The organism is Pseudomonas sp. LBUM1658, from assembly GCF_059716055.1.
Genome location: NZ_CP166798.1, coordinates 2,221,437 through 2,245,060 on the forward strand (window position 1 = coordinate 2,221,437; position 23,624 = coordinate 2,245,060).

17 protein-coding genes are annotated in these 23,624 nt (G+C 60.5%); 6 read left to right on the forward strand and 11 right to left on the reverse strand.

Annotated features, from left to right (window positions below; all coding sequences use genetic code 11):
• Positions 1-65 precede the first annotated feature (65 nt).
• From ACA064_RS10155 to ACA064_RS10200, 10 genes are all read right to left on the reverse strand, one after another.
• Positions 66-2,093 carry a nitric oxide reductase activation protein NorD gene (locus ACA064_RS10155; protein ID WP_497673225.1) on the reverse strand — a complete coding sequence of 676 codons (2,028 nt, stop codon included), beginning with the start codon at positions 2,091-2,093 and terminating at the stop codon, positions 66-68.
• Positions 2,094-2,924, reverse strand: a complete 831-nt coding sequence (locus tag ACA064_RS10160) for a CbbQ/NirQ/NorQ/GpvN family protein (RefSeq protein ID WP_497673226.1) — start codon at positions 2,922-2,924, stop codon at positions 2,094-2,096.
• Positions 2,924-4,294, reverse strand: coding sequence for a cbb3-type cytochrome c oxidase subunit I (locus ACA064_RS10165; RefSeq protein WP_497673227.1), 1,371 nt, complete (start codon positions 4,292-4,294; stop codon positions 2,924-2,926). Before ACA064_RS10165 ends, ACA064_RS10160 begins: the two co-directional genes overlap by 1 nt.
• Before the next feature lie 15 nt (positions 4,295-4,309).
• Positions 4,310-5,179 carry a c-type cytochrome gene (locus ACA064_RS10170; RefSeq protein WP_497673228.1) on the reverse strand — a complete coding sequence of 290 codons (870 nt, stop codon included), beginning with the start codon at positions 5,177-5,179 and terminating at the stop codon, positions 4,310-4,312.
• 592 nt (positions 5,180-5,771) lie between these two features.
• Entirely contained in the window at positions 5,772-6,293 is a 522-nt protein-coding gene (gene phaR / locus ACA064_RS10175) for a polyhydroxyalkanoate synthesis repressor PhaR (RefSeq protein WP_497673229.1), read from the reverse strand.
• A 187-nt stretch (positions 6,294-6,480) separates the two neighbouring features.
• The gene (locus tag ACA064_RS10180) at positions 6,481-7,749 is read right to left on the reverse strand and encodes an OprD family porin (RefSeq protein ID WP_497673230.1); all 1,269 of its coding nucleotides are present in this window, start codon (positions 7,747-7,749) and stop codon (positions 6,481-6,483) included.
• Positions 7,750-7,927: 178 nt separating this feature from the next.
• On the reverse strand, positions 7,928-9,700 hold the full coding sequence (locus ACA064_RS10185; protein WP_497673231.1) for an acyl-CoA dehydrogenase C-terminal domain-containing protein: 1,773 nt from the start codon (positions 9,698-9,700) through the stop codon (positions 7,928-7,930).
• A gap of 68 nt (positions 9,701-9,768) precedes the next feature.
• Positions 9,769-11,439, reverse strand: a complete 1,671-nt coding sequence (locus ACA064_RS10190) for a cation acetate symporter (protein WP_497673232.1) — start codon at positions 11,437-11,439, stop codon at positions 9,769-9,771.
• Complete coding sequence (locus ACA064_RS10195; RefSeq protein WP_497673233.1) at positions 11,439-11,765, reverse strand: DUF485 domain-containing protein; 327 nt, start codon at positions 11,763-11,765, stop codon at positions 11,439-11,441. Before ACA064_RS10195 ends, ACA064_RS10190 begins: the two co-directional genes overlap by 1 nt.
• Before the next feature lie 128 nt (positions 11,766-11,893).
• Entirely contained in the window at positions 11,894-13,516 is a 1,623-nt protein-coding gene (locus tag ACA064_RS10200) for an acyl-CoA synthetase (RefSeq protein WP_497673234.1), read from the reverse strand.
• Between the two features lie 220 nt (positions 13,517-13,736).
• Between ACA064_RS10200 and ACA064_RS10205 the strand changes: the two genes are divergently transcribed.
• Positions 13,737-16,013 (forward strand): PAS domain-containing sensor histidine kinase, encoded by a 2,277-nt coding sequence (locus ACA064_RS10205; RefSeq protein ID WP_497673235.1) that lies wholly within the window; start codon positions 13,737-13,739, stop codon positions 16,011-16,013.
• Between the two features lie 4 nt (positions 16,014-16,017).
• Positions 16,018-16,653 carry a response regulator transcription factor gene (locus ACA064_RS10210; protein ID WP_497673236.1) on the forward strand — a complete coding sequence of 212 codons (636 nt, stop codon included), beginning with the start codon at positions 16,018-16,020 and terminating at the stop codon, positions 16,651-16,653.
• A gap of 80 nt (positions 16,654-16,733) precedes the next feature.
• On the opposite strand, the gene ACA064_RS10215 is transcribed toward ACA064_RS10210, so the two are convergent.
• Positions 16,734-17,429, reverse strand: coding sequence for an N-acetyltransferase (locus tag ACA064_RS10215; protein WP_497673237.1), 696 nt, complete (start codon positions 17,427-17,429; stop codon positions 16,734-16,736).
• Between the two features lie 561 nt (positions 17,430-17,990).
• Here ACA064_RS10215 and ACA064_RS10220 point away from each other — a divergent pair.
• The 4 genes from ACA064_RS10220 (at position 17,991) to nosR (ending at position 23,598) form a co-directional block, all read left to right on the forward strand.
• Positions 17,991-18,434: a CopD family copper resistance protein gene (locus tag ACA064_RS10220; protein ID WP_497673238.1), complete on the forward strand. Its 444-nt coding sequence runs from the start codon at positions 17,991-17,993 to the stop codon at positions 18,432-18,434.
• A 107-nt stretch (positions 18,435-18,541) separates the two neighbouring features.
• On the forward strand, positions 18,542-19,888 hold the full coding sequence (locus tag ACA064_RS10225) for an oxygen-independent coproporphyrinogen III oxidase (RefSeq protein ID WP_497673239.1): 1,347 nt from the start codon (positions 18,542-18,544) through the stop codon (positions 19,886-19,888).
• 23 nt (positions 19,889-19,911) lie between these two features.
• Complete coding sequence (gene hemN, locus ACA064_RS10230) at positions 19,912-21,300, forward strand: oxygen-independent coproporphyrinogen III oxidase (protein ID WP_497673240.1); 1,389 nt, start codon at positions 19,912-19,914, stop codon at positions 21,298-21,300.
• Between the two features lie 114 nt (positions 21,301-21,414).
• Positions 21,415-23,598, forward strand: coding sequence for a transcriptional regulator NosR (gene nosR / locus ACA064_RS10235; protein ID WP_497673241.1), 2,184 nt, complete (start codon positions 21,415-21,417; stop codon positions 23,596-23,598).
• Positions 23,599-23,624: the final 26 nt, after the last annotated feature.

Here is a 23,624-nt window from a genome sequence, read left to right on the forward strand (position 1 = left end):
GCAGGCGATGGATACTCCATCGCCTGCGGTTTTTTTTGCCTGGCGGATGACACTCGCCCCTGGTATCAGGCCGATACCAGCCGCTTGATCCACTCCAGTAGCACACCGGGCAACAGCTCCGGTCTGGGCAGCAAGGCATATTGCCGTGCGCCGAAGACTGCTGGCAGGTAGTTCGCCGCCTGGCAGTCGATGGTCAAACAGAAGGGATAGATGCCTTGCAGTTTGGCTTCGGTCACGGCCTGGCGCATGTCTTCCACACCATAGCGACCTTCATACTGATCAAGATCATTAGGTTTGCCGTCGGAGATCAGCAATAGCAGGCGGTGGCTGGCGGCTTCCTGCATCAACAACGTGCTGGCGTGACGGATGGCGGCACCCGCCCGGGTGTAGCGTTCCGGTTCGAGTGCGGCAATGCGCCGACCGATTTCGTTGCTGTAACACTCATCAAATGCCTTGAGCGTCCGTATCGTGACCCTCTGCGGCCCTTCGCCGGAAAACGCCAGCACGCTATAAGGTTCGCCCATGCTCTCCAGCGCCAGACAGACCAGCAGCAATGCTTCGCGTTCGACGTCGATGATTCGCCGATTGTGGGAGATCCAGCCGTCGGTGGAGCCACTGATGTCGATCAGCAACATGATCGCCATGTCGCGCCGGGTCCGGCGCTGGGTTTGATACAACGCCTGGGGCATGCTCAGGCCGGCACGGGCTTCGGCGCAGCCGTCGATATAGGCTTCCAGATCGATATCGTCGCCCTCCAATTGTTTGCACAGCCTGACGCGGCGGGCGCGCAACCTTTCGAATTGCTGGCGGATGGCATCAAGCATCGAGCGGTGAGTTTTCAGGGTTTGCTCGACCCATTGCTGCGGTCCCTGCTGGGCGGCACACAGTTGCAGGGTGGCGCCTGGATCGCGGTAGGCCTGGCTGCGGTAATCCCATTCGGGGTAGTTGATCGGGCCGTTTGCCGGGTTCTGCCCACCACGTCGAACGCGATTTTGTGGTGGGTCGTCGCAGAGCAGCACTTCCTTTGGCTGGCCTGGCGTGACCACCAGTCGGGCTTGGTTCAACTCCGATAGAGAGTCGGCAAAATCAGCCGCGGGAATTTCCGCGTCCCGGTCTGCAGGGCGCTGCATGCCCATGGGGTCTTCAGCATGTTCCAGCGGTTGGGCCGGTTGCACCATCCACAGACCGGGTTGCCGATCTTCGTCTTCGTCTTCGTCTGCGCTGGCCTCGCGCACATTGGGCCGGCGCGGGAGGCGGGCACTGCGCGGCAGGGCATCGGCGCTGTCGATTTCGCCCGCCAAGCCCGGCAGTTCCAGATGCGTTGTCGGTGAGCGCAGATCGCCGGTCCAGGCATCGAGCAATAACCGATGGGCGCCAGGCCGTTGCGGTTCGTCGAACGGCAACAGATGTGCTGCAAGGGTTGCTGACTGGCGCAGCGAGTCGGCCGTTGTCGCAGGTATCGGCAAGCCCTCCAGAGCCTGAGCGCATTCGCTGCGCAGCAGCACACGAAGGAAACTTTCCAGGGGGCGGCGCTGGCTGGGGAAAACGTCGAGGGGCGGGCGGGTGGCCAAGGCATGCTTGCGCAGCCCATGGATCGACGCCGCCAGCCCGGGCAACTGGCGGACCAGATCAGTGTCGGCAGCCCAGGCTTCGAGGAGCAGATAGAGGCTGCGCTGCAGCGGGTTGTCAATGGCGGACATCGCCGCGGCACTGCCACGCCGGGCGCGCATCGCCTGTTGCAAGGCGAGGGTCCGGTAGCGTTCCAGGGCGAATGCCCCATCATCATCGTCCAGTTGCCCCGGCAACCAGATATGCACGCCATCGGTAGCCGGGACGGCGCTGTGCTGGCAAGGTTTTTCCTCGGGCACAAAAAGCTTTTTCAGCAGCGTGGGCGGTGACGGCGGTTGCGCGATGCGCAGCGGATAATGACTGCCGAACACTGCTTTGATCAGCAAGTCGAGGCGTGGCGCGACATCCCTCAGGGTGAGCATTTTTCCGTGGGCCGCGGGGCCCTGGTGACGGCGCCACAACGCCTGGGCATACACCGTGGCATGCCGCGCGACATCGGTGATCAGGTCCTCGGCTTCGGCCATTTAGATAAACGTCAGATCGACCAGGTCGCGCATGGCAGCGACCAGCACCGCATCATCGGACAGCGGTGAGATCAGCGCAGCCCGGCACGCGGCGGGGGCGGCAATGCCGCTGGCGATCAGGCGGGCAGTGGCGATCAACAAACGAGTGCTCGGAACCTCCGCCAGCCCGCGGTCCTGCAAGGCGCGCAAGCGATGAGCGAGCGTCACCAGGGCGTGGGCGGTGGCGTAGTCGGTTGCGCCTTCATGGATGACGATGGCGATCTCGCGATCGGCCGGCGGGAAGTCAAAATCCAGGGCCACGAAGCGCTGTCGGGTGCTCGGCTTCAAATCCTTGAGGATGCGTTGGTAGCCGGGGTTGTAGGACACCACCAGTTGGAAGTGCGGCGAGGCGTCGAGGATCTGCCCGATCTTGTCCAGCGGCAGAATACGTCGGTGGTCGGTCAGCGGGTGCAGGACGACAATGGTGTCCTGCCGTGCTTCAACCACCTCGTCCAGATAACAAATCGCGCCTTCGCGCACCGCGCGGGTCAGTGGACCCTCCGCCCAATGGGTGCCTTCGTGACCGATCAGAAAACGCCCGACCAGGTCGCTGGCACTCAGGTCGTCGTGACAGGAGATGGTGATCAGCGGGCGCTTGAGGCGCCAGGCCATGTGTTCGACGAAGCGGGTCTTGCCGCAGCCGGTCGGCCCTTTGAGCATGATCGCCAATTGCCGGGCATGGCATTGTTCGAAGATCGCCACCTCGTCGCCCGAAGACTGGTAATACGGCTCCGCTTCCCGCAATGCGGGTTGCGTGCCGGCCAGGCGCTGCTGCGTCAGCGAGGGTTCCATCACAAGCCTGCGCTTGACGCTTGGGGCGTGACTGTGTCCGGGTCGGCTTCAGCGATACTGAAATCCGGTGCATGCCGGAAGAAGTCGAAGATGAACAACCCGACACCCAGAGAGAACATCGACCCAGTGGCGACCAGCATCAGGAAGTGCACCTGGATCTTCAGCTGCACGTCCAGATAACCCATGCCGAGGATGCGCTCGAGGTAGACCTGAGCGATGCCCGCGGTGGCGAATGACAGGGTCATGCCGAACATTCCTCCCAGCTGCAGCCAGAACGCCCAGTAACCGATAGCGCTGTCCTCCACGGGACGACGAGTCATGCTCGGCAGAGCATAAGTGATCATCGCCAGGATGATCATGGCATAGGCCCCATAGAAGGCCGCGTGGCCGTGCATGGCAGTGATCAGGGTGCCGTGGGTCCACTTGTTGACGTCAGGGAAGGTGTGGGCCAGACCCAGCAGGCCGGCGCCGAACATGGTGAACACCGCGCTGCCGATGGTCCAGTGCAATGCCAGTTTGTTGGGGTGAGAGAGGCCGGAGCGGCGCATCGCGTTGTAGGCATAGATTGCCATGCCGATCAGCGCCACCGGTTCCAGCGCGCTGAAGAAACCGCCAAGCGGCAGCCAGTAATGAGGTACACCGATCCAGTAATAATGGTGTGCCGTGCCAAGGATACCGGCGATGAACACCAGGCCGACAATGACGTACAGCCACTTTTCCATCACCTCGCGGTCAGCGCCGGACAACCTGATCAGCAGATAGGCGAGAAAGCCACCCTGGATCATCTCCCAGACGCCTTCGACCCACAGATGGATCGTCCACCAGCGGTAGTAGATCGACACGATGTAGTTCTCGTAATGCAGCAACGCCGGCAGATAGAGCACGGCGGCGCTCGCCAGGCCCAGCAGCAGTACCCCTTCGGTGGCGGTGAAACGCCCGGCTTTCTTGATCGTCATGCCGATGTTGTAGAGGAACATCAGCATGCAGATCACGATCACGATCTTGTGGGGCAGCGGTTGTTCGAGCAACTTGTTACCGGTGCCATAACCGAACAGGTAGCCAAGGACGGCGGTGACGCCCATGGCTGTCCACAACCCGAGCTGGATGTAGGCCAGTCGGGTGCTGTGCAATTCGCCGCGGGATTCGTCCGGCACCATCCAATAGGTAGCGCCCATGAACCCGGTCAGCACCCAGACGATCAACAGGTTGGTGTGGATGGCCTTGGTCACATCGAATGGCAGCCAGTTCAGCAGTGGGTCCGGCCCCAGATACTTCGCTGCCGAGAGCAGGCCGAACACCAGTTGCAGGCCGAACAGCACCATGGCAACGGCGAAATACCAGTAGGCGACGGATTGAGATCTGTAGCGCATGGTCATCCCCTGCAGTTACTGGAAGGAAGCCAGATAGGCGACCAGTTGATCGATCTGTTCGGGCGTCAGCGATTTGCCGAAGGTGTCCGGCATGAAAGACATGCCATTGGCAGAGAACATGGCGCCCGGATGCAGGTAAGCGCTCGGCGTGACAATGGATTCGCGGATGAAGCCTTCGGCGTCTTTGGCGTTGCCTTTGTAGTCGGGGGAGGCGATGACTTGTTTCGCCCGGCTGGCCAGTCCGGCGAGGGTTGGCCCGGCCAGGTTGACGCCCGGAGCGATGGAGTGGCAAGCGCTGCACACCGGCGATGCCGTGCGAAACAGGGCCTCGCCCAGGGCGATCGGGTCTTCCTTGCCGGAAACCGGGCGGGCCGCCGGTGGCAGTTGGCCGACAGACTCCTTGGCCTCGGAAACATTTTGCTGGGCCACTGTAAGGTCCATGCCGGGGATCGACGCGCCGGTCACCAGAATCGGTCGTGGTGGCCAGCCCTGATTGTCGACCTTGCTCACCCAGTCGAGGAACGCGATCAAGTCGGCGATTTCACCGTCGGCCATATTCAGGTTCGGCATCAGTCGGCGATGGCGCTGCTCGTCGTAGAACTTCGAGGGATCCTTGAGGAAGGCGGTAAGGTAGGGGGCGCCGCGCTGCTGGGAGATCTTCGTCAGGTCCGGGGCGTAATAGGCGCCCTCACCGAACAAAGTGTGGCAGTTGATGCAATTGTAGTCGTGCCAGACATCCTTGCCGCGGGTGACTTGCGGGGTGATCTGCTCGGCATTGGTCAGTGTCGGAAACTGCCGGTGACTGTCGACCGTCAGGCCAAGAAACACCACCGCGGCGATGGCCGTCGATATCAGCGCGAACGAGCGTGTTTGACGTTTGTTCATTGCGAACTCTCTATACGCCGATGCCGGTCCAATAGGTGATGCCGATAACTCCGGCATAGACGACCGCGCCGACCATCAGCGCGAGAACTGCGAAGCTGGTTATCTTCAAGACCTTTTGCACGGCTGCCTCCCGGGGTGAAAGTGCAGTTGGAAAGTTCCTGGCGAATCGCTCTGAACGCTGGGTTAATGCGCTCGAAAGAGCGGGAGCAACTCAGTCCAGTCCGCCACGGCACGCCTTTCATGCAGCGCGCCTGCCGCCACGTAGAGCAGGTCGTCTGGCCCCGATGGCGGCCAGTCACCATCGGCCTTTACTTCGGCGCAAATGCGAACAGGCGCTATAAATATTAACGACGACACCTGACTCCGCAAGTTTTAGTGTCGCGGTTAAGTTCGTCAAGTTGAGTGGACTTGAGAGTAGTAGGCTTTGCATAACTGTCAAGAAAATGGACGAAGTTGAACCTGTTGTATTGTCTATTTAACAGGTGGAATCGAAATAATCGCGGGGGAGGGAATTGTCGAGATATTAATAAAAAAGAATAATAACCCTGTAGGAGCGAGCAAGCTCGCTCCTACATATATTAGTCAGGATGACTTACTTATCGTCTTTTTTCGGTCCGCCACCGGCTCCTGGCTGGCCGGGTGGGCCGCCGAACAGGCCGAAGAGATTCTGAGTGTTCAGGTAGAGCGCTTTGGACTGGTCGACATACTGGCGCATCAAATCCTGCATGACCGGCGCCTGCTTGTGCATGAACTCGCTCCAGGCCTCGGAGGACTGCGCGCCGGTTTGCGACTGGACGTCGATGACCGTCTGGATGCTTTTATCCAGGTAGCTGCCGAGGACGCCCTGGTACGGGCCGTAGAACTGGATGATCCCCATGAGCATCTCAATGGAGAAGATCGGCTCACCGCCACTTTCGGCTTCCAGAATTACCTGCAGCAAAATACTTCGGGTCAGATCTTCGCCGGTCTTGGCGTCGACTACCTCGAACGGGATTTTATCGACCACCAGTTGGCGTATATCCGCAAGGGTCAAATGACTGCTGGTGTGCGTGTCATATAGACGGCGATTCGGGTATTTCTTGATCAGACGGGTGGTCCGACTGTTATCTGTCATGCGGGGCTACTCACAGCGAGCCTGATTTACAGGCATCTTAACCTACTATGACCACGAGGGCTGAGCGGTGTTGCGGGAGAGAGGGGGGCACAGGATTTTCAGCTGCTTTCCGAGAGCAGTATAAGGGTGCAACCCGCGAGGCTTGAAGTCAGCTACGCGGGCTCCCTTGTCGGGACGAGAAGTGCGCTTACCAGATAGGCAAGGTATAGCTGACGATCAGGCGGTTTTCATCCAGGTCGCTGCCAAAGTTGGTCGAGCGGACCGTGGCGTTGCGCCATTTCACCCCGACGTTTTTCAACGGACCGCCCTGGACGACGTAACCGATGTCGGTATCTCGCTCCCACTCCTTGCCCTCGGGGCGATTATTGCCCAGGTCGATATCGGAGCCTTTGATGTAGCGGGTCATGAAGGTCAGACCGGGGATGCCAATCGCGGCAAAGTTGTAGTCGTAGCGGGCCTGCCAGGATGTTTCGTCCTTGCTGGCGAAGTCGCCGATCTGCACGAAGTTCACCAGGAACGCATCGCTGCCATTGACGTAGGCGAAGCCGGTGTCACCGCTCATGCCCTGATAGCCGAGACCGAGGGCGTGACCACCGAGGTTGTAGGTGAACATCGCACCCAGGGCCCGGTTGTCGACGTTGCTGCCGCCATCGTCGGTGGAGCGGGCGAAGCGCAGGTCGGTCTTGAACGACTGACCCTGGGTCACCGGCAATACATAAGTCAGGTTGACCATATGCTGGCTATAGATATTGTCCAGATGGCCGTAGCTGTAGCCGGTATTGAGGTTGCTGTTCCACTTGTAGTTCAGGCCGGCGAAATCGAATCTGTCGCTGGTGGTATGGCGGGTGCGGATGTTCTTCACGCCCGTGGTGGTGATGGCCATGTCCTGATAGTCCGAGGAATCGCGCTGGTTGACCTGGGTCAACCGGCCGGCATCCAGGGTCAGGCCCTCGAGTTCCAGCGAATTCAGCTGGCCGCCTTTGAAGGTCTGTGGCAACAACCGCGAGTCGTTGGCCAGAATGGTCGGTACCTTGGGCTGCAAGGTGCCGAGTTTCAGCACGCTCTTGGAGGCACGCAACTTGGCGGTCAGCCCCAGTTCACCGTACTCGTCCTGGGCACCCTTGGAAGTATCGCGGTGGCGTTTGAGCAAACCGGAACCGGCCCGATCGGGGCTGGAGTCAAGTTTTACCCCGACCAGGCCGATGGCGTCGAAACCGACTCCCACCAAGCCTTCGGTGAAGCCCGACTCGTAGCGCAGCAGGAAACCCTGAGCCCATTCCTCTTGCTTGGACTGGGCTGCGTTGTCCTGGCGATAGTCGCGATTGAAGTAGAAGTTGCGCAGCTCCAGGCTGGCCTTGCTGTCCTTGATGAATTCGGCGCTAGCCGGTGCGCAGAGGCCGACGACGCCGCCGGCCAGCAGCAGACGGGTAACGAGTGTGCGGGTGTTACGGTCCATGGTGGAGCCCCTTTGTTTTTATTATGGAGTAGCGGTTCCCGCATCGAGCTTCAGGGCTCGATATTCGGGGGATGCCTGGAAGTGCTTTAAAGCTGCCCTCGCCAAACGGGCGAGGGCCTATCGATAAAAAACGCGGACACCGAAAAGAGAGGAGCTGGCGCCGCGTGCGGTTCAATCGTCAGAACTGTTCGGCGCTCAGGCCATACAACGACGCACTGCCAGCCCGGATGCATTGTTCCAGAGTGAGTACGCGTGGCAGCAGACGACTAAAGTAGAAGTCGGCGGTGGCGATTTTCGCGCCATAGAAGGCTTCGTCTTCACTGCGTTTTTTCTCGGCCACCTGCGCCATGCGTGCCCAGAGCCAGGCATACGCGACGTAACCGAACAGGTGCAGATACTCCACCGAAGCGGCGCCGATTTCGTTGCGGTTGGTCGCGGCCTGGTCCTGCAGCCAGTCGCTGAGGTTTTCCAGACGCTGTACGGCGTCGAGCAGTGGCTGGGAGTAGGGGGCATCGGGCTGGCCGGCGAACGCGCGGATCTCGCCGGTGAACTGACGCAGAGCGGCGCCGTTATCGGCGAGCACTTTGCGCCCGAGCAAGTCCAGCGCCTGAATGCCGTTGGTGCCTTCGTAGATCTGCGCAATGCGCACATCGCGGACCAACTGTTCCTGGCCCCATTCGCGGATGTAGCCATGGCCGCCGAACACCTGCTGGCCGTTGATGCAGCTTTCCAGGCCAGAGTCGGTAAAAAACGCCTTGGCAATCGGAGTGAGCAGCGCGACCAGGGTTTGGGCGCTGTCGCGTTCTTGCCCATCGTCGGAAAACTTGGCCAGGTCCAGCTGCTGCCCGACATAGCTGGCAAAGGCGCGACCACCTTCGGTCATGGCTTTCATGCTGAGCAGCATGCGACGCACATCCGGGTGGACGATGATCGGGTCGGCGATCTTGTCTTTGGCGATCGCACCGGTGGGGGCGCGGCTCTGAATGCGTTCGCGAGCGTAGGCGACAGCGCTCTGGTAGGACGCTTCGGCGCAGCCGATGCCCTGAATACCGATGGACAGACGTTCGTAGTTCATCATGGTGAACATCGCCGCCAGGCCTCTGTTGGCTTCGCCGACCAGCCAACCGCTGGCACCGTCGAAGTTCATCACGCAGGTGGACGAGGCCTTGATGCCCATCTTGTGTTCGATCGAACCGCAGGTCACGGCATTGGCATTGCCCAGGGAGCCGTCGGCGTTGATCAATACCTTGGGCACTACAAACAGCGAGATGCCTTTGGGACCCGCTGGCGCATCCGGCAGCTTGGCCAGCACCAGATGAATGATGTTTTCGGTCAGGTCCTGCTCGCCACCGGTGATGAAGATCTTGCTGCCGGTGATATTGAAGCTGCCGTCGGCCTGGGGTTCGGCGCGGGTGCGGATAATCCCCAGATCGGTACCGGCATGGGCTTCGGTCAGGCACATGGAACCGGCCCAGCGACCTTCATACATCGGCGGCAGGTAGAGGTTTTTCAGCTCTTCGCTGGCGTGGGCATCGATCGCCAGGCAGGCGCCGGAACTCAATGCCGAATACAGGGCGAAGCTGGAGTTGGCGCCATAGAGCATTTCTTCGAACTGCACGGCAAGCATCTTCGGCATGCCCATGCCGCCGAACTCCGAGTTGCCGGAAAGGCCCACCCAGCCGCCCTCGATGTAGGTGGCGTAAGCCTCCTTGAAACCGATCGGGGTGCTGACCTGGCCCTCGTTCCACTGGGCGCCTTCCTCGTCGCCGCTGCGGTTCAGCGGGGCGATCAGGTGGGAGGTGACTTTTGCCGCTTCTTCGAGAATCGCATCCGCGGTGGCCGCATCGACGCTGTCGGCCAGGGCCGGCAGGCGCGCCCACAAGGCCGGGGCATCGAACACTTCATGCAGGACAAAGCGCATGTCGCGCAGTGGGGCGTTGAATTGGGGCATAACGTGAACCTCGTTGTGACGGTTGTGCAACGGGCACGGCGCCGCTGGAGCGGACCGTGCCCTGTCGATCAATGGTTGGAAGCGGTGGCTATGCCGAGGCCGGTCTGGGCCCGCACGAACTGGTCGGCGTAGGCGTCACGCTCTTTCTCTGCCCGCACGCTGCGGTCGAGTTTCGACACCACGACTATCACCAGGAAGGCCAGCGGCATGGAGAACAGCGCCGGGTGGTCGTAAGGGAAGATCGCCTTGGCATGGCCGAGTACGGTCACCCAGACCGCTGGCGACAGGATCACCAACACCAGCGCGCAGATCAGACCGGCGAAACCGCCGATTATCGCGCCCTTGGTGGTCAGGCCTTTCCAGTACATGGCCATGATCAGCACCGGGAAGTTGGTCGAAGCGGCGATGCCGAAGGTCAGGCCGACCAGGAATGCGACGTTCATCTTCTCGAACAGGATGCCCAGCAGGATGGCGATGATGCCCAGCGCGACGGTGGCCATGCGGGTCACGCGCATCTCTTGCTTCTCGGTGGCTTTGCCTTTTTTGAAGACGGTGGCGTAGAGGTCGTGGGAAATCGCCGAGGCACCGGCCAGGGCCAGGCCGGAAACTACCGCGAGGATAGTGGCGAAGGCCACTGCCGAGAGGAAGCCGAAGAACAGGTTGCCGCCCACGGCCTTGGCCAGGTGCATGGCGACCATGTTGCCGCCACCAATCAAGGTGCCACCCACTTCGCCGTTGACGTAGTACTGCGGATCGGTGCCGATGATAACCATCGCCGCGAAGCCCAGGGTGCAGACCACCAGGAAGAAGAAGCCGATGAAACCGGTAGCGTAGAACACCGATTTACGCGCTTCCTTGGCGTTGGGCACGGTGAAGAAGCGCATCAGGATGTGCGGCAGGCCGGCGATGCCGAATACCAGACCCAGGGACATTGAAGCGGTGTTGATCGGGTCGGCGAGCATCGCGCCAGGGCCCATGATGTTCCAGCCGCTGGCATGGGCTTCAATGGCTTTGGTCGCCAGCACTTCATAGCTGAAGCCGAACTGGGACATGGCCATGACCGCCAGGGTAGTACCGCCGGCAAGCAACAGCACGGCCTTGATGATCTGGACCCAGGTGGTGGCGATCATGCCGCCGAAGATCACATACACCAGCATCAGCGCGCCGACGATCACCACCGCTACCGGGTAGTCGAGACCGAACAGCAATTTGATCAACTGGCCGGCACCGACCATCTGCACGATCAGGTAGCAGCACACCACCGTCAACGAACCGAACGCGGCGAAGATCCGCACCTTGTTCTGGTCCAGGCGATAGGAAACGATATCGGCGAAGGTGTAGCGACCCAGGTTGCGCAGACGCTCGGCCATCAGAAAGGTAATGATCGGCCAGCCGACAAAGAAGCCGATGGTATAGATGAAGCCGTCGTAGCCCTTGGCGAACACCAGGCTGGAAAGCCCCAGCAGGGTAGCGGCGGACATGTAGTCACCGGCAATCGCCAGACCGTTCTGGAAGCCGGTGATGCCACCGCCAGCGGTATAGAAATCCGAGGTGGATTTGGTTTGGCGCGCAGCCCACATGGTAATCAGCAGGGTGCCAAGAACGAACACGAAAAACATGCCGATGGCATGCAGGTTCAGCGGTTGTTTTTCCACCGCGCCCAGCGTCGGCGCGGCGAGTACCACGGAGGCGGGCAGCAGGCCCGCGGCCGCGAGGACCAGCTTGTGGAGTGTGCTCATTACTTGCTCTCCTCGAGGATTGCCGCGCCCAGTGCATCGAAACGGGTGTTGGCGCGGTAGACGTACCAACCGGTGAGTAGCCAGGAGAACACGATGATTGCTGCGCCTACCGGCATGCCCACGGTCATCAGGCTTTGGCTGGCGAGCGGTGCGTGCAGCCACTGCGGAGCAAAGGCCACTATCGCCATGAACACGTAGTAGGTGCCCAGCACGGCGGCACTCAGCGACCAGGCCAGGCGTGAACGAGTCTTCACCAACTGGAGGAATTTCGGGTTGGACCGGATGCGTTCACAACGCTGGGTATCTGTTGAATGAATGTCGCTCATTGTGGGCTCCACCTTTGTTTTTGTTGTCGATGTTGGGGGCGGGGCGGATGCCTGGCCGATTTCGGCCTGCACAACCCCAAAGCGGCAGGTAAAACACCTGCCGCCGAGGCAACGGAATGTCGTCGGGATTACAGGTTTTTGGCCATTTCCCGCAGCACGAACTTCTGGATCTTGCCGGTCGAGGTCTTCGGCAGCTGGGTGAAGACCACAGTGCGCGGCAACTTGAATCCGGCCAGGTGTTCGCGGCAGAAACTGATGATGTCGGCCTGGCGGACGTCCTGGTGATCGGCCTTCAGCGTGATGAAGGCGCAAGGCGTTTCGCCCCACTTCTCATCGGGACGAGCGACCACTGCGGCTTCCATTACGGCTGGATGGCGGTACAGCACACCTTCAAGCTCGATGGTGGAGATGTTCTCGCCGCCGGAGATGATGATGTCCTTGAGCCGGTCCTTGATCTCGACATAACCGTCGGGATGACAGACCGCCAGGTCGCCGGTGTGGAACCAGCCGCCTTCGAAGGCTTCGGCCGTGGCGGTAGGGTTCTTCAGGTAGCCCTTCATCACGGTATTGCCGCGCATGAAGATTTCACCGATGGTCAGACCGTCGCGCGGAACAGGCTCCAGAGTTGTCGAGTCGGCGACCATTACGCCTTCCAGCGTCGGGTAGCGCACACCTTGACGGGACTTGATTTGCGCCCGCTCTTCCAAAGGCAGTTCATCCCACTCGGCATGCCAGGCGCAGAGGGTCACCGGACCATAGACTTCGGTCAGGCCGTAGACATGAGTCACCTTGATGCCCATTTCTTCCACGGCACCAATCACTTTGGCCGGCGGCGCGGCGCCTGCAACCATGGCGTTGACCGGATGATCGATGGCGGCCTTCGCCGATTCCGGCATATTCACCAGCGCATTGAGCACGATCGGTGCACCGCACAGGTGAGTCACCTGATGCTCGCGAATCATCGTCAGGATTTTCTGTGGATCGACGCGGCGCAGGAACACATGCACACCCGCCAGCGCAGTGACGGTCCATGGATAGCACCAGCCGTTGCAATGGAACATCGGCAGCGTCCAGAGGTACACCGGATGGTTACCCATGGCCCAGATCATCTGGTTGCCCAAAGAGTTCAGGTAAGCACCGCGATGGTGGTAGACCACGCCTTTAGGGTTGCCGGTGGTGCCTGAGGTGTAGTTCAGCGAGATGGCCTGCCATTCGTCATCCGGCCATTGCCAGGCGAATTGCGGATCACCTTCAGCCAACAGCGCTTCATAGTCGAGATCACTGACAGCCTGACCTTCACCGTATTCCGGGTCGTTGACGTCGATCACCAGCGGCGGGTGATCGAGCATGCCGATCGCGGCATGGATGACATCATAGAACTCGCGGTCGGTGATCAGCACCTTGGCTTCGCCATGCTGCAGCATGAAGGCAATGGCTTCGGCATCCAGGCGCACGTTGAGCGGGTTGAGCACGGCGCCGATCATTGGCACGCCGAAGTGCACTTCAAGCATCTCCGGGATATTGGGCAGCATCACCGCCACCGTGTCGCCCTTGCCGATGCCGCGACCGGCCAGTGCCGAGGCCAGGCGCCGGCAACGGGTATAGGTCTGCGCCCAGGTACGGCGAATCGAACCATGGATAACGGCGGGATAGTGCGGATAAACGCTGGCGGTGCGTTCGAGGAAGCTCAGTGGAGACAAGGCAATATGATTGACAGCCGTAGGGGCTAGCCCTTGTTCGAAGATCGACATGTACGGGTACTCGGTGGCTGATTGTTAGCTCTATCGCTGGCCTCGCTGGAGGTCAACTTTATGTCCGGTGTGCTTTATATAACATTCAGCATTAGGTATGGAAGTACAACCTGAGTCGTATAGTACATATACTATATTGAATTCTTTGGGGGCTAAATGAATTCAGTCATCCCCACCAAGGCCGGTATATGCTTGGTTTTCCTGAAAAAGTGGACCCGCGATGAGCCTCACTCCCGTTCGATTGCACAGTTGGTTGCGCCTGCAGCGCGAGGGGGTTTCTCTCGCCGCCCGGGCCGATGCCTTGTGCCGGGCCTTGCTCGATTGCCCCGAGGTGCAGCGGGCGGTGTATTTGAGCTGGCAGCCGCAGGCGCACATTTATAGCCATGAGGGGGCGGCCCAACATTTGCCCCCGGGCCTGGGAGACCCGTTGCTGGCCAGCGATCAATTGCTTTTCGAACGTCTGGTGGAGGAGGGGCGACTGGATCTGGCCCAGGTGCGCCAGCTCGATTGCTGGCTGTCCGGTCGTCTACGCCGGGCGGCCATCAGCCATGGCCAGGTGTTTGATCTGGCGCTGCAGCCGGGGCAGGCGGGATTGCTACTGGTGGAAGTGCACGAGGGCGTGAGCCTGGACTGGCTGGGCTGGGTGCAGGACCTGTTGACGACTTTGCTGAGCAGCGTCAACGGCATGCTGCGCGGCTCGCCGCTGCTGGGCCACGACCCGCAACCGAGTTTGCTGCTCGATGCCCAGGGCCGGCCGCTGGAGTTCAATGCGGCGCTGTTGGCGCTGCTGGCCGAGAAACCGCTGACCGATGTGCTGGGCTTCATGCCGGTCAATCACCGGGTGCTGGTGCGTGCCTGTCTGGACCAGCAGCGGGCCATCGATGGGGTCGAGGCGCAGTTCGAAGCACAGATATTGATCTGGACCTTTATTCCCGACCCCCAGGACAACCGTGTGCTCGCCCGCTGTCGGGAAGCCACCGCCCAGGTCCTGGCCGAGCGTGAGGCGGCCAAGGCGCGCCGGCTGTACCGCTTGATCATCGAGAACACCACCGACCTGATTTCCCGGCATACCCCGGACGGACGGTTTATCGATGCCTCGCCGGCGTCCTGGACGTTGCTTGGCTACTGGCCTGAAGAGTTGCGCGGGCAAATGGCCCAGGGCCTGTTCCATGCTCAGGATCTGGCCAGCCTGGTCCAGCGCGCGCGCGATGCCCTGGAGCAGGACGGTTATCACACCATGACCTACCGCATTCGTCATCGTGCCGGGCATTACCTCTGGTTCGAGACGGCCAGCCGGGCGATTCGGGAAACCTACACTGGCGCGGTGGTCGAGGTGATCAGCGTCTCGCGCGACATCACTGCCCGGGTCCAGGCCGAGGAGAACAAGCGACGGCTGGCCGAAGTGGTGGAGGCCAACACCGACCCGGTGCTGTTCATCGATCCCGCAGGCCAGGTCACTTACCTCAATCCGGCTGCGCGACGCACCCTGCGGCTCGACGAGCAGCAGCCGATGCCGGCCCTGGCCGAACTCTTCGCCAACGATGACCTGACGCGCCTGCAGCGCGAAGGCTGGAGCAGTGCCGAGCGCAACGGCGTCTGGAGCAGCGATGCACGACTGCAGCCACCCGGTGGCGGCGCTTCGGTGCCGGTGTCGCTGGTCCTGCTGGCGCATCGCTCTGCCGCGGGCGAGCGTTATTACTCACTGGTGGCGCGGGACATGACTGAGCGTGAACTGCGCGAAGTGCAACAGCGCCACCATCAGGACGAACTGGCGCACACCGCGCGGCTGGTGACTCTGGGTGAATTGGCCTCGGGCATCGCCCACGAAATCAACCAGCCGCTGGCGGCGGTGGTCAACTATGCCAACGCCAGCCAGCGCTACTTGCAAACGCTTGGAACCAATCCGCAGGCCGCCGAAAAGGTGGCCCAAGGCCTGGAACGCATCACCCTGCATGCCACTCATGCCTCGGAGGTGATCCGCCGACTGCGGGCTTTCCTGCGCAAGGGCCAGCGGCGCATGCAGGCACTCAACGTCGCCGAAGTCGCCCGTGAGGCGGTGCGTCTGTGTGCCTGGGAGGCGAGTAATTGCCAAGTGGTAATCGAGGAGCGCCTGCCGGATAATCTGCCGCCGATTTATGCCGACCGGGTGCTGCTCGAGCAGGTACTGCTCAACCTGTTGCGCAATGCCATCGACGCCAACCGCGAGCAGCATCCGGGGCAGCCTTCGCTGATTGTCCTCACCGCAGGGCAGAGCAGTGGCGCATGTGTGGAAATCAGTGTGGTCGACCAGGGGCCGGGCGTCAGCGAGCCTCAGCTGGAGCACATATTCACCCCGTTCTATACCAGCAAGGCCGATGGCCTGGGACTTGGCTTATCGATGAGCCGCAGCATCATCGAAGGCTTCGGCGGCGAGTTGCAGGCCCGGCGCCAGCCCGTCGGGCTGCTGATGAGTTGTCGCTTGCCGCTTGCCGGATCCACAAAACAACAACAGGAGTAATGCAATGGCAGCTGTGGCAGAGCAGGTGGTCTATGTGGTCGACGACGACCAGGGGATGCTCGATTCGACCGTCTGGTTGCTCGAGTCGGTCGGGCTCAAGGCCTTGCCCTTCACCAGTGGCCGGGCTTTCCTCGATGCCTGTGATGTCCGTCTCAATGCCTGCGTGTTGCTGGATGTGCGCATGCCCGGCATGGGCGGGTTGAACGTGCAGGAAGAGATGCGCGCGCGGGAGCTGAAGCTGCCGATCATCTTCGTCAGCGGGCACGCCGACGTACCCATCGTGGTCCGGGCATTCAAGGCCGGGGCCCATGACTTCATCGAGAAGCCCTATAACGAACAGTTGTTGCTCGACAGTGTGCAACAGGCGCTCAGCAGCTTCGACGCAAACCGCTCGGGCAGCGAGAGCCATGCCCAGTTGCAGGCTCGTCTGCTAAGCCTGACGCCCCGCGAGCGCGATGTGATGCTGCCGTTGGTGCAGGGCTACACCACCCGCGAAATCGCCGAGCAACTGGGGATCAGCGCAAAAACCGTGGACCTGTATCGCTCGCGCGTGATGAAACGCATGCAGGCGGACAACCTGCCAGACCTGGTGGGCATGGCCATCGTCGCCGAAATGGTTGATCCGCTGAAGCTGCGCTGAGCCTTTTCTGAACTCGTCAGCCGATAGACCGCTATCGCGATGAGGCCGGCGCTGCCGGCATCAATCCTCAACCGATCTGCTCAGGTGGTGGGAACCGATGCAGAGACAGTAGGGCGTCCCGGTCTGCGCAGGGGTTCGAGTCGCGAGCCGCTGTAGTGGGTTTCGCGGTAGAAACGCCAGCGCCCGAACAAGCCATAGACATGCATGACCCGACCTTGCTCGTGATACCCCATGCGGATGTGCAGTTTGAGCGCCGGGATGTTGTGCGTCTCGCAGACGTCCACCACCTTGTTACAACCTTGCGCTTGCATGGCCTGCCATATGGCGAGCTGGGCATCGACTGAAAGCGCGGTGCCGAAATAAGGTCGCGTCATCTCGCCACCGAACTCGAAGAACTCGCCTTCCTTGACCGGGAACCAGCAGCCGTAATAGTGGCGGTCATGGTAGTTGCGTTTGCTACCCCAGATGAAGCCGACGGCATGCCCTTCCTCGTCCAGGTACATGTGCCCGGTATGCCCCTCGGCGGCCAGTTCGCGCATGGTTTCCACGCGGTCGCCAAAGTGCTTGGCGAACGCATCGGCGTTCTTCGTATCGATGTTGACCAGGCGTAAACCCGAATAGGGTCTGAGTTTGTAGGGCGGCACCGGGGTGACCAGGTCGCGCTCCATCCACAGCAGCTCCCAGTGAAAGAACACATAGCGCTCCCACAGTGTATTGAAGGTGCGGCGCAGGCCTTTTTGTTTGATCCTTTCGCGTAGCTGCTGCAGTGCGCTCATGGAGACTCCTGGATGATGCTTGGCGGAATGAAATGGCAGTCAGGCGCAACCGCGCAATGCGCAAAGGCTTGCGTGACGGGTTGGGAAACAGGGCAGAAACAAGGCCTGAAAAAGGCTTGATCAGAGTAATCCGGGAACCAGGTACACCGACTGCGTGAGGATGCCCATCGGTCTGGCCACAAATGGCTGCTGGCCCGGCAGGTGGCATCACTCATCGATCTCGAAAATATGCGTACGTCCATGTTGGCGTGCCTAGTAACGAGCGGTTGAACCAGGTTGCTGGAGACTCTTAAAGGGGTATAGATCAACGTGGCAATTTAATGTCAATGGCCGAACTGGCTATTTGTTTCAAGGTATGTAAAAGATCTGATACTGGAGGCTTCAGGACTCGCCATATCCGCTGGGGGCCTTGAATTACGGCGCTTGCAATCCGGCCGATGTTGATCCGCGTCAAGGTCGAACCGACTGTCAAAGCGTAACAATAGCCTGCGTTTCGTCTCCGGTTGCACGCTGACCGGGCCCGTTATCGCGCCACACTCGGTGTTGAAGGCGGGTAAAACCATGATCTATCCACTGTTATTGACCTTGCATCTGTTCGCCGCGCTGATTTTTATCGGAACGGTGTTCTTCGAAGTGCTGTTTCTGGAAAACATTCGCAAACAGGTCCCTGCCAGAGTGATGCACCTGGTGGAGCAGGGGATCGGCCGCAGGGCCCGCAGCCTGATGCCCTGGGTCTTGCTGGTGTTGTTCGGCGCGGGGCTGGGCATGGCCTGGCTACGTTATTTACCGGCGCTTGCCGCGCCACTGGCGTCGTCCTTCGGCACCTTGCTGACCCTGAAAATCATGCTCGCCGCCAGCGTATTGCTGCATTTCCTCGGCGCCATGTATCTGTTCAAAAGCGGGCGCATGAATGCCCGCTACCTGCACTTCATCCATGGCAGTCTGTTCTGCCATATGGTCGCCATTGTGCTGTTGGCCAAGGGCATGTTCTTCCTGACGTGGTGAGGGGGCTACCCAACCGGCCAGTGCTTCACCCGTGCTTGATGCAAGTCAAGGAGCACAAGGCGTTAAACCCCGACACTGATCATCCGGAGCCAGTCTCGGAGATCACCATGTTCGACCTATTTCACCCCTCCAGCGAGCTGACCATTCGGCGCGATCAAGGCGTGCTCGACCCCAACTGCTATGCCGACATCCAGAAATTTCATGGTGGCATCGGCTCTCTGGATCTGCTTCGGGCTTTGCGCAGCAGTCGCCAGAAGCAACGTCCGCTGTCCCTGACGGTGCAGTTGCCCTCCAACCTGCGCTCTTCCTCCTGCTCCCTGCTCGACGTCTCCTGCAAGTGCAACGAAGTCGACAACTACCTTCAGCACCTGGAGCGCGAGATCGATCTGATTGGTTGTCACCTGGGGGCGGACCAGCGGGTCGAGCAATTTCATCTGGCTGGCGGCACACCGGCCATTGCCCACCTGCAACGGTTGATGAGTCATCTGCGCAGCCGCTTCAACTTTCTCGACCATGAGAGCGGCGACTACAGTATCGAAGTGGATCTTCACCATACCGACTGGTCGACCATGGGCCTGCTCCGCGACCAGGGCTTCAATCACGTCAGCATCGGCGTCCCGGATATCGGCGTAGACAGTGAAATGCCAGTCTCCTGCTATCAGAACCCGGCACCGATCCATTCGCTGATCGATGCCGCTCGCACCTTCGGCTTTCGATCGATCAACGTTGACCTGGGTTATGGCCATGCATGGCAGACACCCGAGAGTTTCGCATTGAAACTGGCGACTATTATCGAACTGGAACCGGACCGGTTCCAGGTCTTCGACTACGCCGATGCTCCACAGCGTTATCGACCGCTGCACGGGGATAAACCCAGAGAACTGTCCAGCCAGGACGATAAAAGCGCAATGCGCCAGGCCTGCTTTGAACAGTTGGGTGCGGCGGGCTATCACTACATCGGCCTGGGGCAGTTTGTCCGGCCCGACGATGACCTGGCGATGGCCCAGGAACGGGGGCGTCTGCGCCGCAACTGTCAGGGCTTTACCAGCCATGGCTATTGCGACCATGTCGGCTTCGGATTGTCGGCCATCAGCCAGATCGACGATTTATATGCGCAAAACACCGAAGATCTGGCGCATTATCAATTGCAACTGGACGCGGGCCAATTGCCCACCTGTCGCGGCTGGCGCTGTGAAGCAGGTGATCAGATCAGGCAAATGGTCATGGAACGCCTGGCCTGCGACCTGGAACTGGATATCCAGGCCATCGAAACCCGCTATGGACTGATTTTCCGCCAGTACTTTTCTTCAGCCTGGCCACTGCTCGAGCAATTGAATCGGCAGGGGCTGATCGAGCTGTCCGAACGATTCATTTGCATACTGCCCGCCGGCCGCAGAGAAGTGGACGCCATCTGCAATTTGTTTGGAAAGGATTTGGCCGATGCACGGCATTAACTCTAATCAGGAGTCGATCAATCATGAATGCTGCGCTTGAGTTCGATCGAGCCCTGGTCGAAAAATATGACCGCCCAGGGCCGCGCTATACCTCCTATCCCACGGCTCCGCAGTTCCATCAGGCGTTTGCCGTCGACGACTATCAGCGTGCCGCACAGGACAGCAACCAGGCGGATGTGCCCAAGCCACTGTCGGTGTATATCCACATCCCGTTTTGCAAAAGCCTTTGCTACTACTGCGCCTGCAACAAGATCATCACCCAGAAAACCCACCGCGCCGTCGAGTACCTGACGTACCTCAAGCGTGAAATCCTCATGCAGGCAGCGTTGTTCGACAGCAGCCGCAAACTCACGCAACTGCACCTGGGCGGTGGCACCCCGACCTATCTGACCAGCGAGCAACTGGCTGACCTGATGGATTGCCTGCATCAAGCGTTCGACATGGATGATAGCGATAACCATGAATTCTCCATCGAAGTCGACCCGCGCACCATCAGCACCGAACAGATTCAATCGTTGCGCGAGCTGGGCTTCAATCGCCTGAGCTTCGGCGTCCAGGATTTCGACCCCGACGTGCAGGCGGCAGTCAATCGTCAGCAAAGCGAAGAACAGATCTATGCGCTGGTCGCCGCTGCTCGCGAGGCTCAATTCAAGTCGATCAGCGTCGATCTGATCTACGGCCTGCCGTTGCAGACCGTAGCCAGTTTCGATGTGACGCTAAGCAAGATCATCGCGCTGCGCCCGGACCGGATCGCCGCCTACAGCTACGCCCATCTGCCACAACTGGTGCGCGCACAACGCTTGATCCGGCTGGAAGACATGCCGCCACCGGAGCGCAAGCTGGAATTGCTCGAACTGACCATCCGCCGGCTGACCGCGGCCGGTTATGTCTATATCGGCATGGATCACTTCGCCTTGCCGGACGACGAACTGGCCCTGGCCCGCGCCAATGGCACCCTGCAACGCAACTTCCAGGGCTACTCGACCCATGCCGACTGCGATCTGATCGGCCTTGGGGTGTCTTCGATCGGCAAGGTCGGCGACAGCTACAGCCAGAGCGTCAAGGAGCTTTCCCAGTACTACGCGCGCCTGAATCAAGGCTTGCTGCCGGTGCACCGGGGTTACCGGTTGAACGCCGACGACCTGCTGCGCCGCGAGGTGATCAGCGACCTGATGTGCCACGGGCGAATCGATTTCGGCAAGTTCGAAGCGCGGCATGGCATCTGCTTTACCGAGTACTTTGCCGATGCGCTGGCGCAGCTTGACGAGCATGTTCGTGATGGCCTGCTGGAGATTCACCACGACGCCCTGGTGTTATTGCCCCAGGGGCATTTGATGATGCGCAGTGCCGCGATGGCGTTTGACGCTTATCTGGGTGGCGAGCAGAAAGGCCAGTTTTCCCGCACCGTTTGATGGGGCGTAGCGGGCTGCGCGGGGCTAAAAAGGTTTGAGTTGATTTCAATCAAGGGCAGGGGGCGCAACGCTCCCTAACATGGCCGCATGAACCCGTCTTTGAAGTCAGTGCCCATGAACACCCCTCAGCCCTCGATACCTCGCAACCTGCGCTCCTGGAGCATCGGGCTGGTGGTGATGCTGGCGCTGATGTTCGTCACCTTCGGTGTCGTGCAGGCCAAATCCTACGGCGACATCGAGCAGCAGCGCATCGAGAAAATCCTCCCGCAGACCGATTCGGTATCCGCCCCTGAAGGCAAGTTCAAGGTGCGCACACTGTCGGCGGCCGGCAAGGTCATCGGGTATGTGTTCCAGAGCCTGGATGTGGTCGATATTCCGGCCTACTCGGGCAAGCCGATCAATACCCAGGTGATCCTCGACCCTGCGGGGGTGATTCAGGACGCCTATGTCCTCGAGCACCACGAACCGATTCTGCTGATCGGGATTCCCGAAGCAAAACTTCACGCCTTCAGCGCCAAATACAAGGACATCAAGGTCAGCCAGCGGGTGGTCGTCGGCCATTCCAGCGACCCGAACGCGGTCACCGTGGATGCGATCGCGGGCGCGACCGTCACGGCGATGGTGGTCAATGAGGTGATCATGCGTGCTGCCCATGAGGTGGCCGTATCGCTCAAACTGATCGAGGACGCGGCCGGCATGGCGCAGAAACCCGCCACCGTGCGCAAGGACCTTTTCGAGCCCGCTACCTGGGAGCAACTGACCGGCAACGGCGCGATCCGCCGCTTGAACCTGACCCGCGGCCAGGTCGACGCAGCGTTCAAGGGCACCGAGGCCGAAGGCATCGACAGCGCCAGTGCCGAACAAGTCGATGAAACCTTTATCGAACTCTACGTCGCCGACCTGAATCCGCCGACCATCGGTCGCAACCTGCTGGGGGACAATCAGTACCGTTTTCTCATGCAGGATCTCAAGCCGGGCGAGCAGGCCATCGCCGTGCTGGGGCGCGGGCTGTTTTCCTATAAAGGTTCGGGTTATGTGCGCGGCGGGATCTTCGACCGGGTGCAACTGCGCCAGTTCGGCAACGTCATCAGCTTTCGCGACATGGACCATCAACGGCTCGACGACGTGTTTGCCAAGGGCATCCCCGAGTTCAATGAAATGTCGATTTTCATCGTTCGCGAACCGGCCCGGTTCGATCCGGGAGCAGCCTGGTCCCTGGAGTTGCTGGTGCGACGTCAGACCGGCCCGGTCAGTGGCACCTTCAGCAGCTTCGAACTGCTTTACCAAATGCCCGAGCCCTACCTGGAACGGCCATTGCCCACTGCCGAAGAACTGGCGGCCATCGAAGAAGCCAACCGGCCGATGTGGGTGACTATCTGGTATCAGAAACAGTTCCAGATCATCGTGCTCGGGGCGGCGCTGCTACTGCTGACGACGATCCTGTTCCTGCAGGACAAATTCACCCGCCGGCCACAGTTTCTGCACTGGCTGCGCCGTGGCTACCTGATGTTTACCGTGGTGTTCATCGGCTGGTACGCCCTGGGGCAACTGTCGGTGGTCAACGTGCTGACGTTCGTCCATGCCCTGTTCGAGAACTTCCGCTGGGAACTGTTTCTCACCGATCCGCTGATCTTCATGCTCTGGGTGTTCACCGCCGCGAGCATCCTGCTCTGGGGCCGCGGCGTGTTCTGCGGCTGGCTGTGCCCGTTCGGCGCCTTGCAGGAGTTGATCAACGAAGCCGCGCGCAAGCTGAAAATTCCCCAGTACGAATTGCCGTTCGCGGTCCATGAGCGGCTGTGGGCGATCAAGTACATCATCCTGCTGGCGCTGTTCGGCGTCTCCCTGGAGTCGATGACCACTGCCGAACTGTTCGCTGAAGTGGAACCCTTCAAGACCGCCATCACCCTCAGGTTCGACCGCCAGTGGTGGTTCGTGCTCTACGCGGTGGCGCTGCTGATCATCAATATCTTCACCCGCAAGGTCTATTGCCGCTACATCTGCCCATTGGGCGCGGCGCTGGCGATTCCCACCAAGCTGCGGCTGTTCGACTGGCTCAAACGGCGCAAGGAGTGCGGAGACCCCTGCCAACTCTGTGCCAAGGAATGCGAGATCCAGGCGATTCATCCCGATGGCCGGATCAATGCCAACGAGTGCCACTACTGCCTCGATTGCCAGATGACCTTTAACAACGATCACAAATGCCCACCGCTGATCAACAAGCGCAAGAAAAAACGTGGCAAGGCTGCACCGGTGAGCGCGCAACTCATACCTGTCGTGGAAGTGACGGCTCTTGAATGAACCCCGCGAGCGCACGTCCGCAGTGA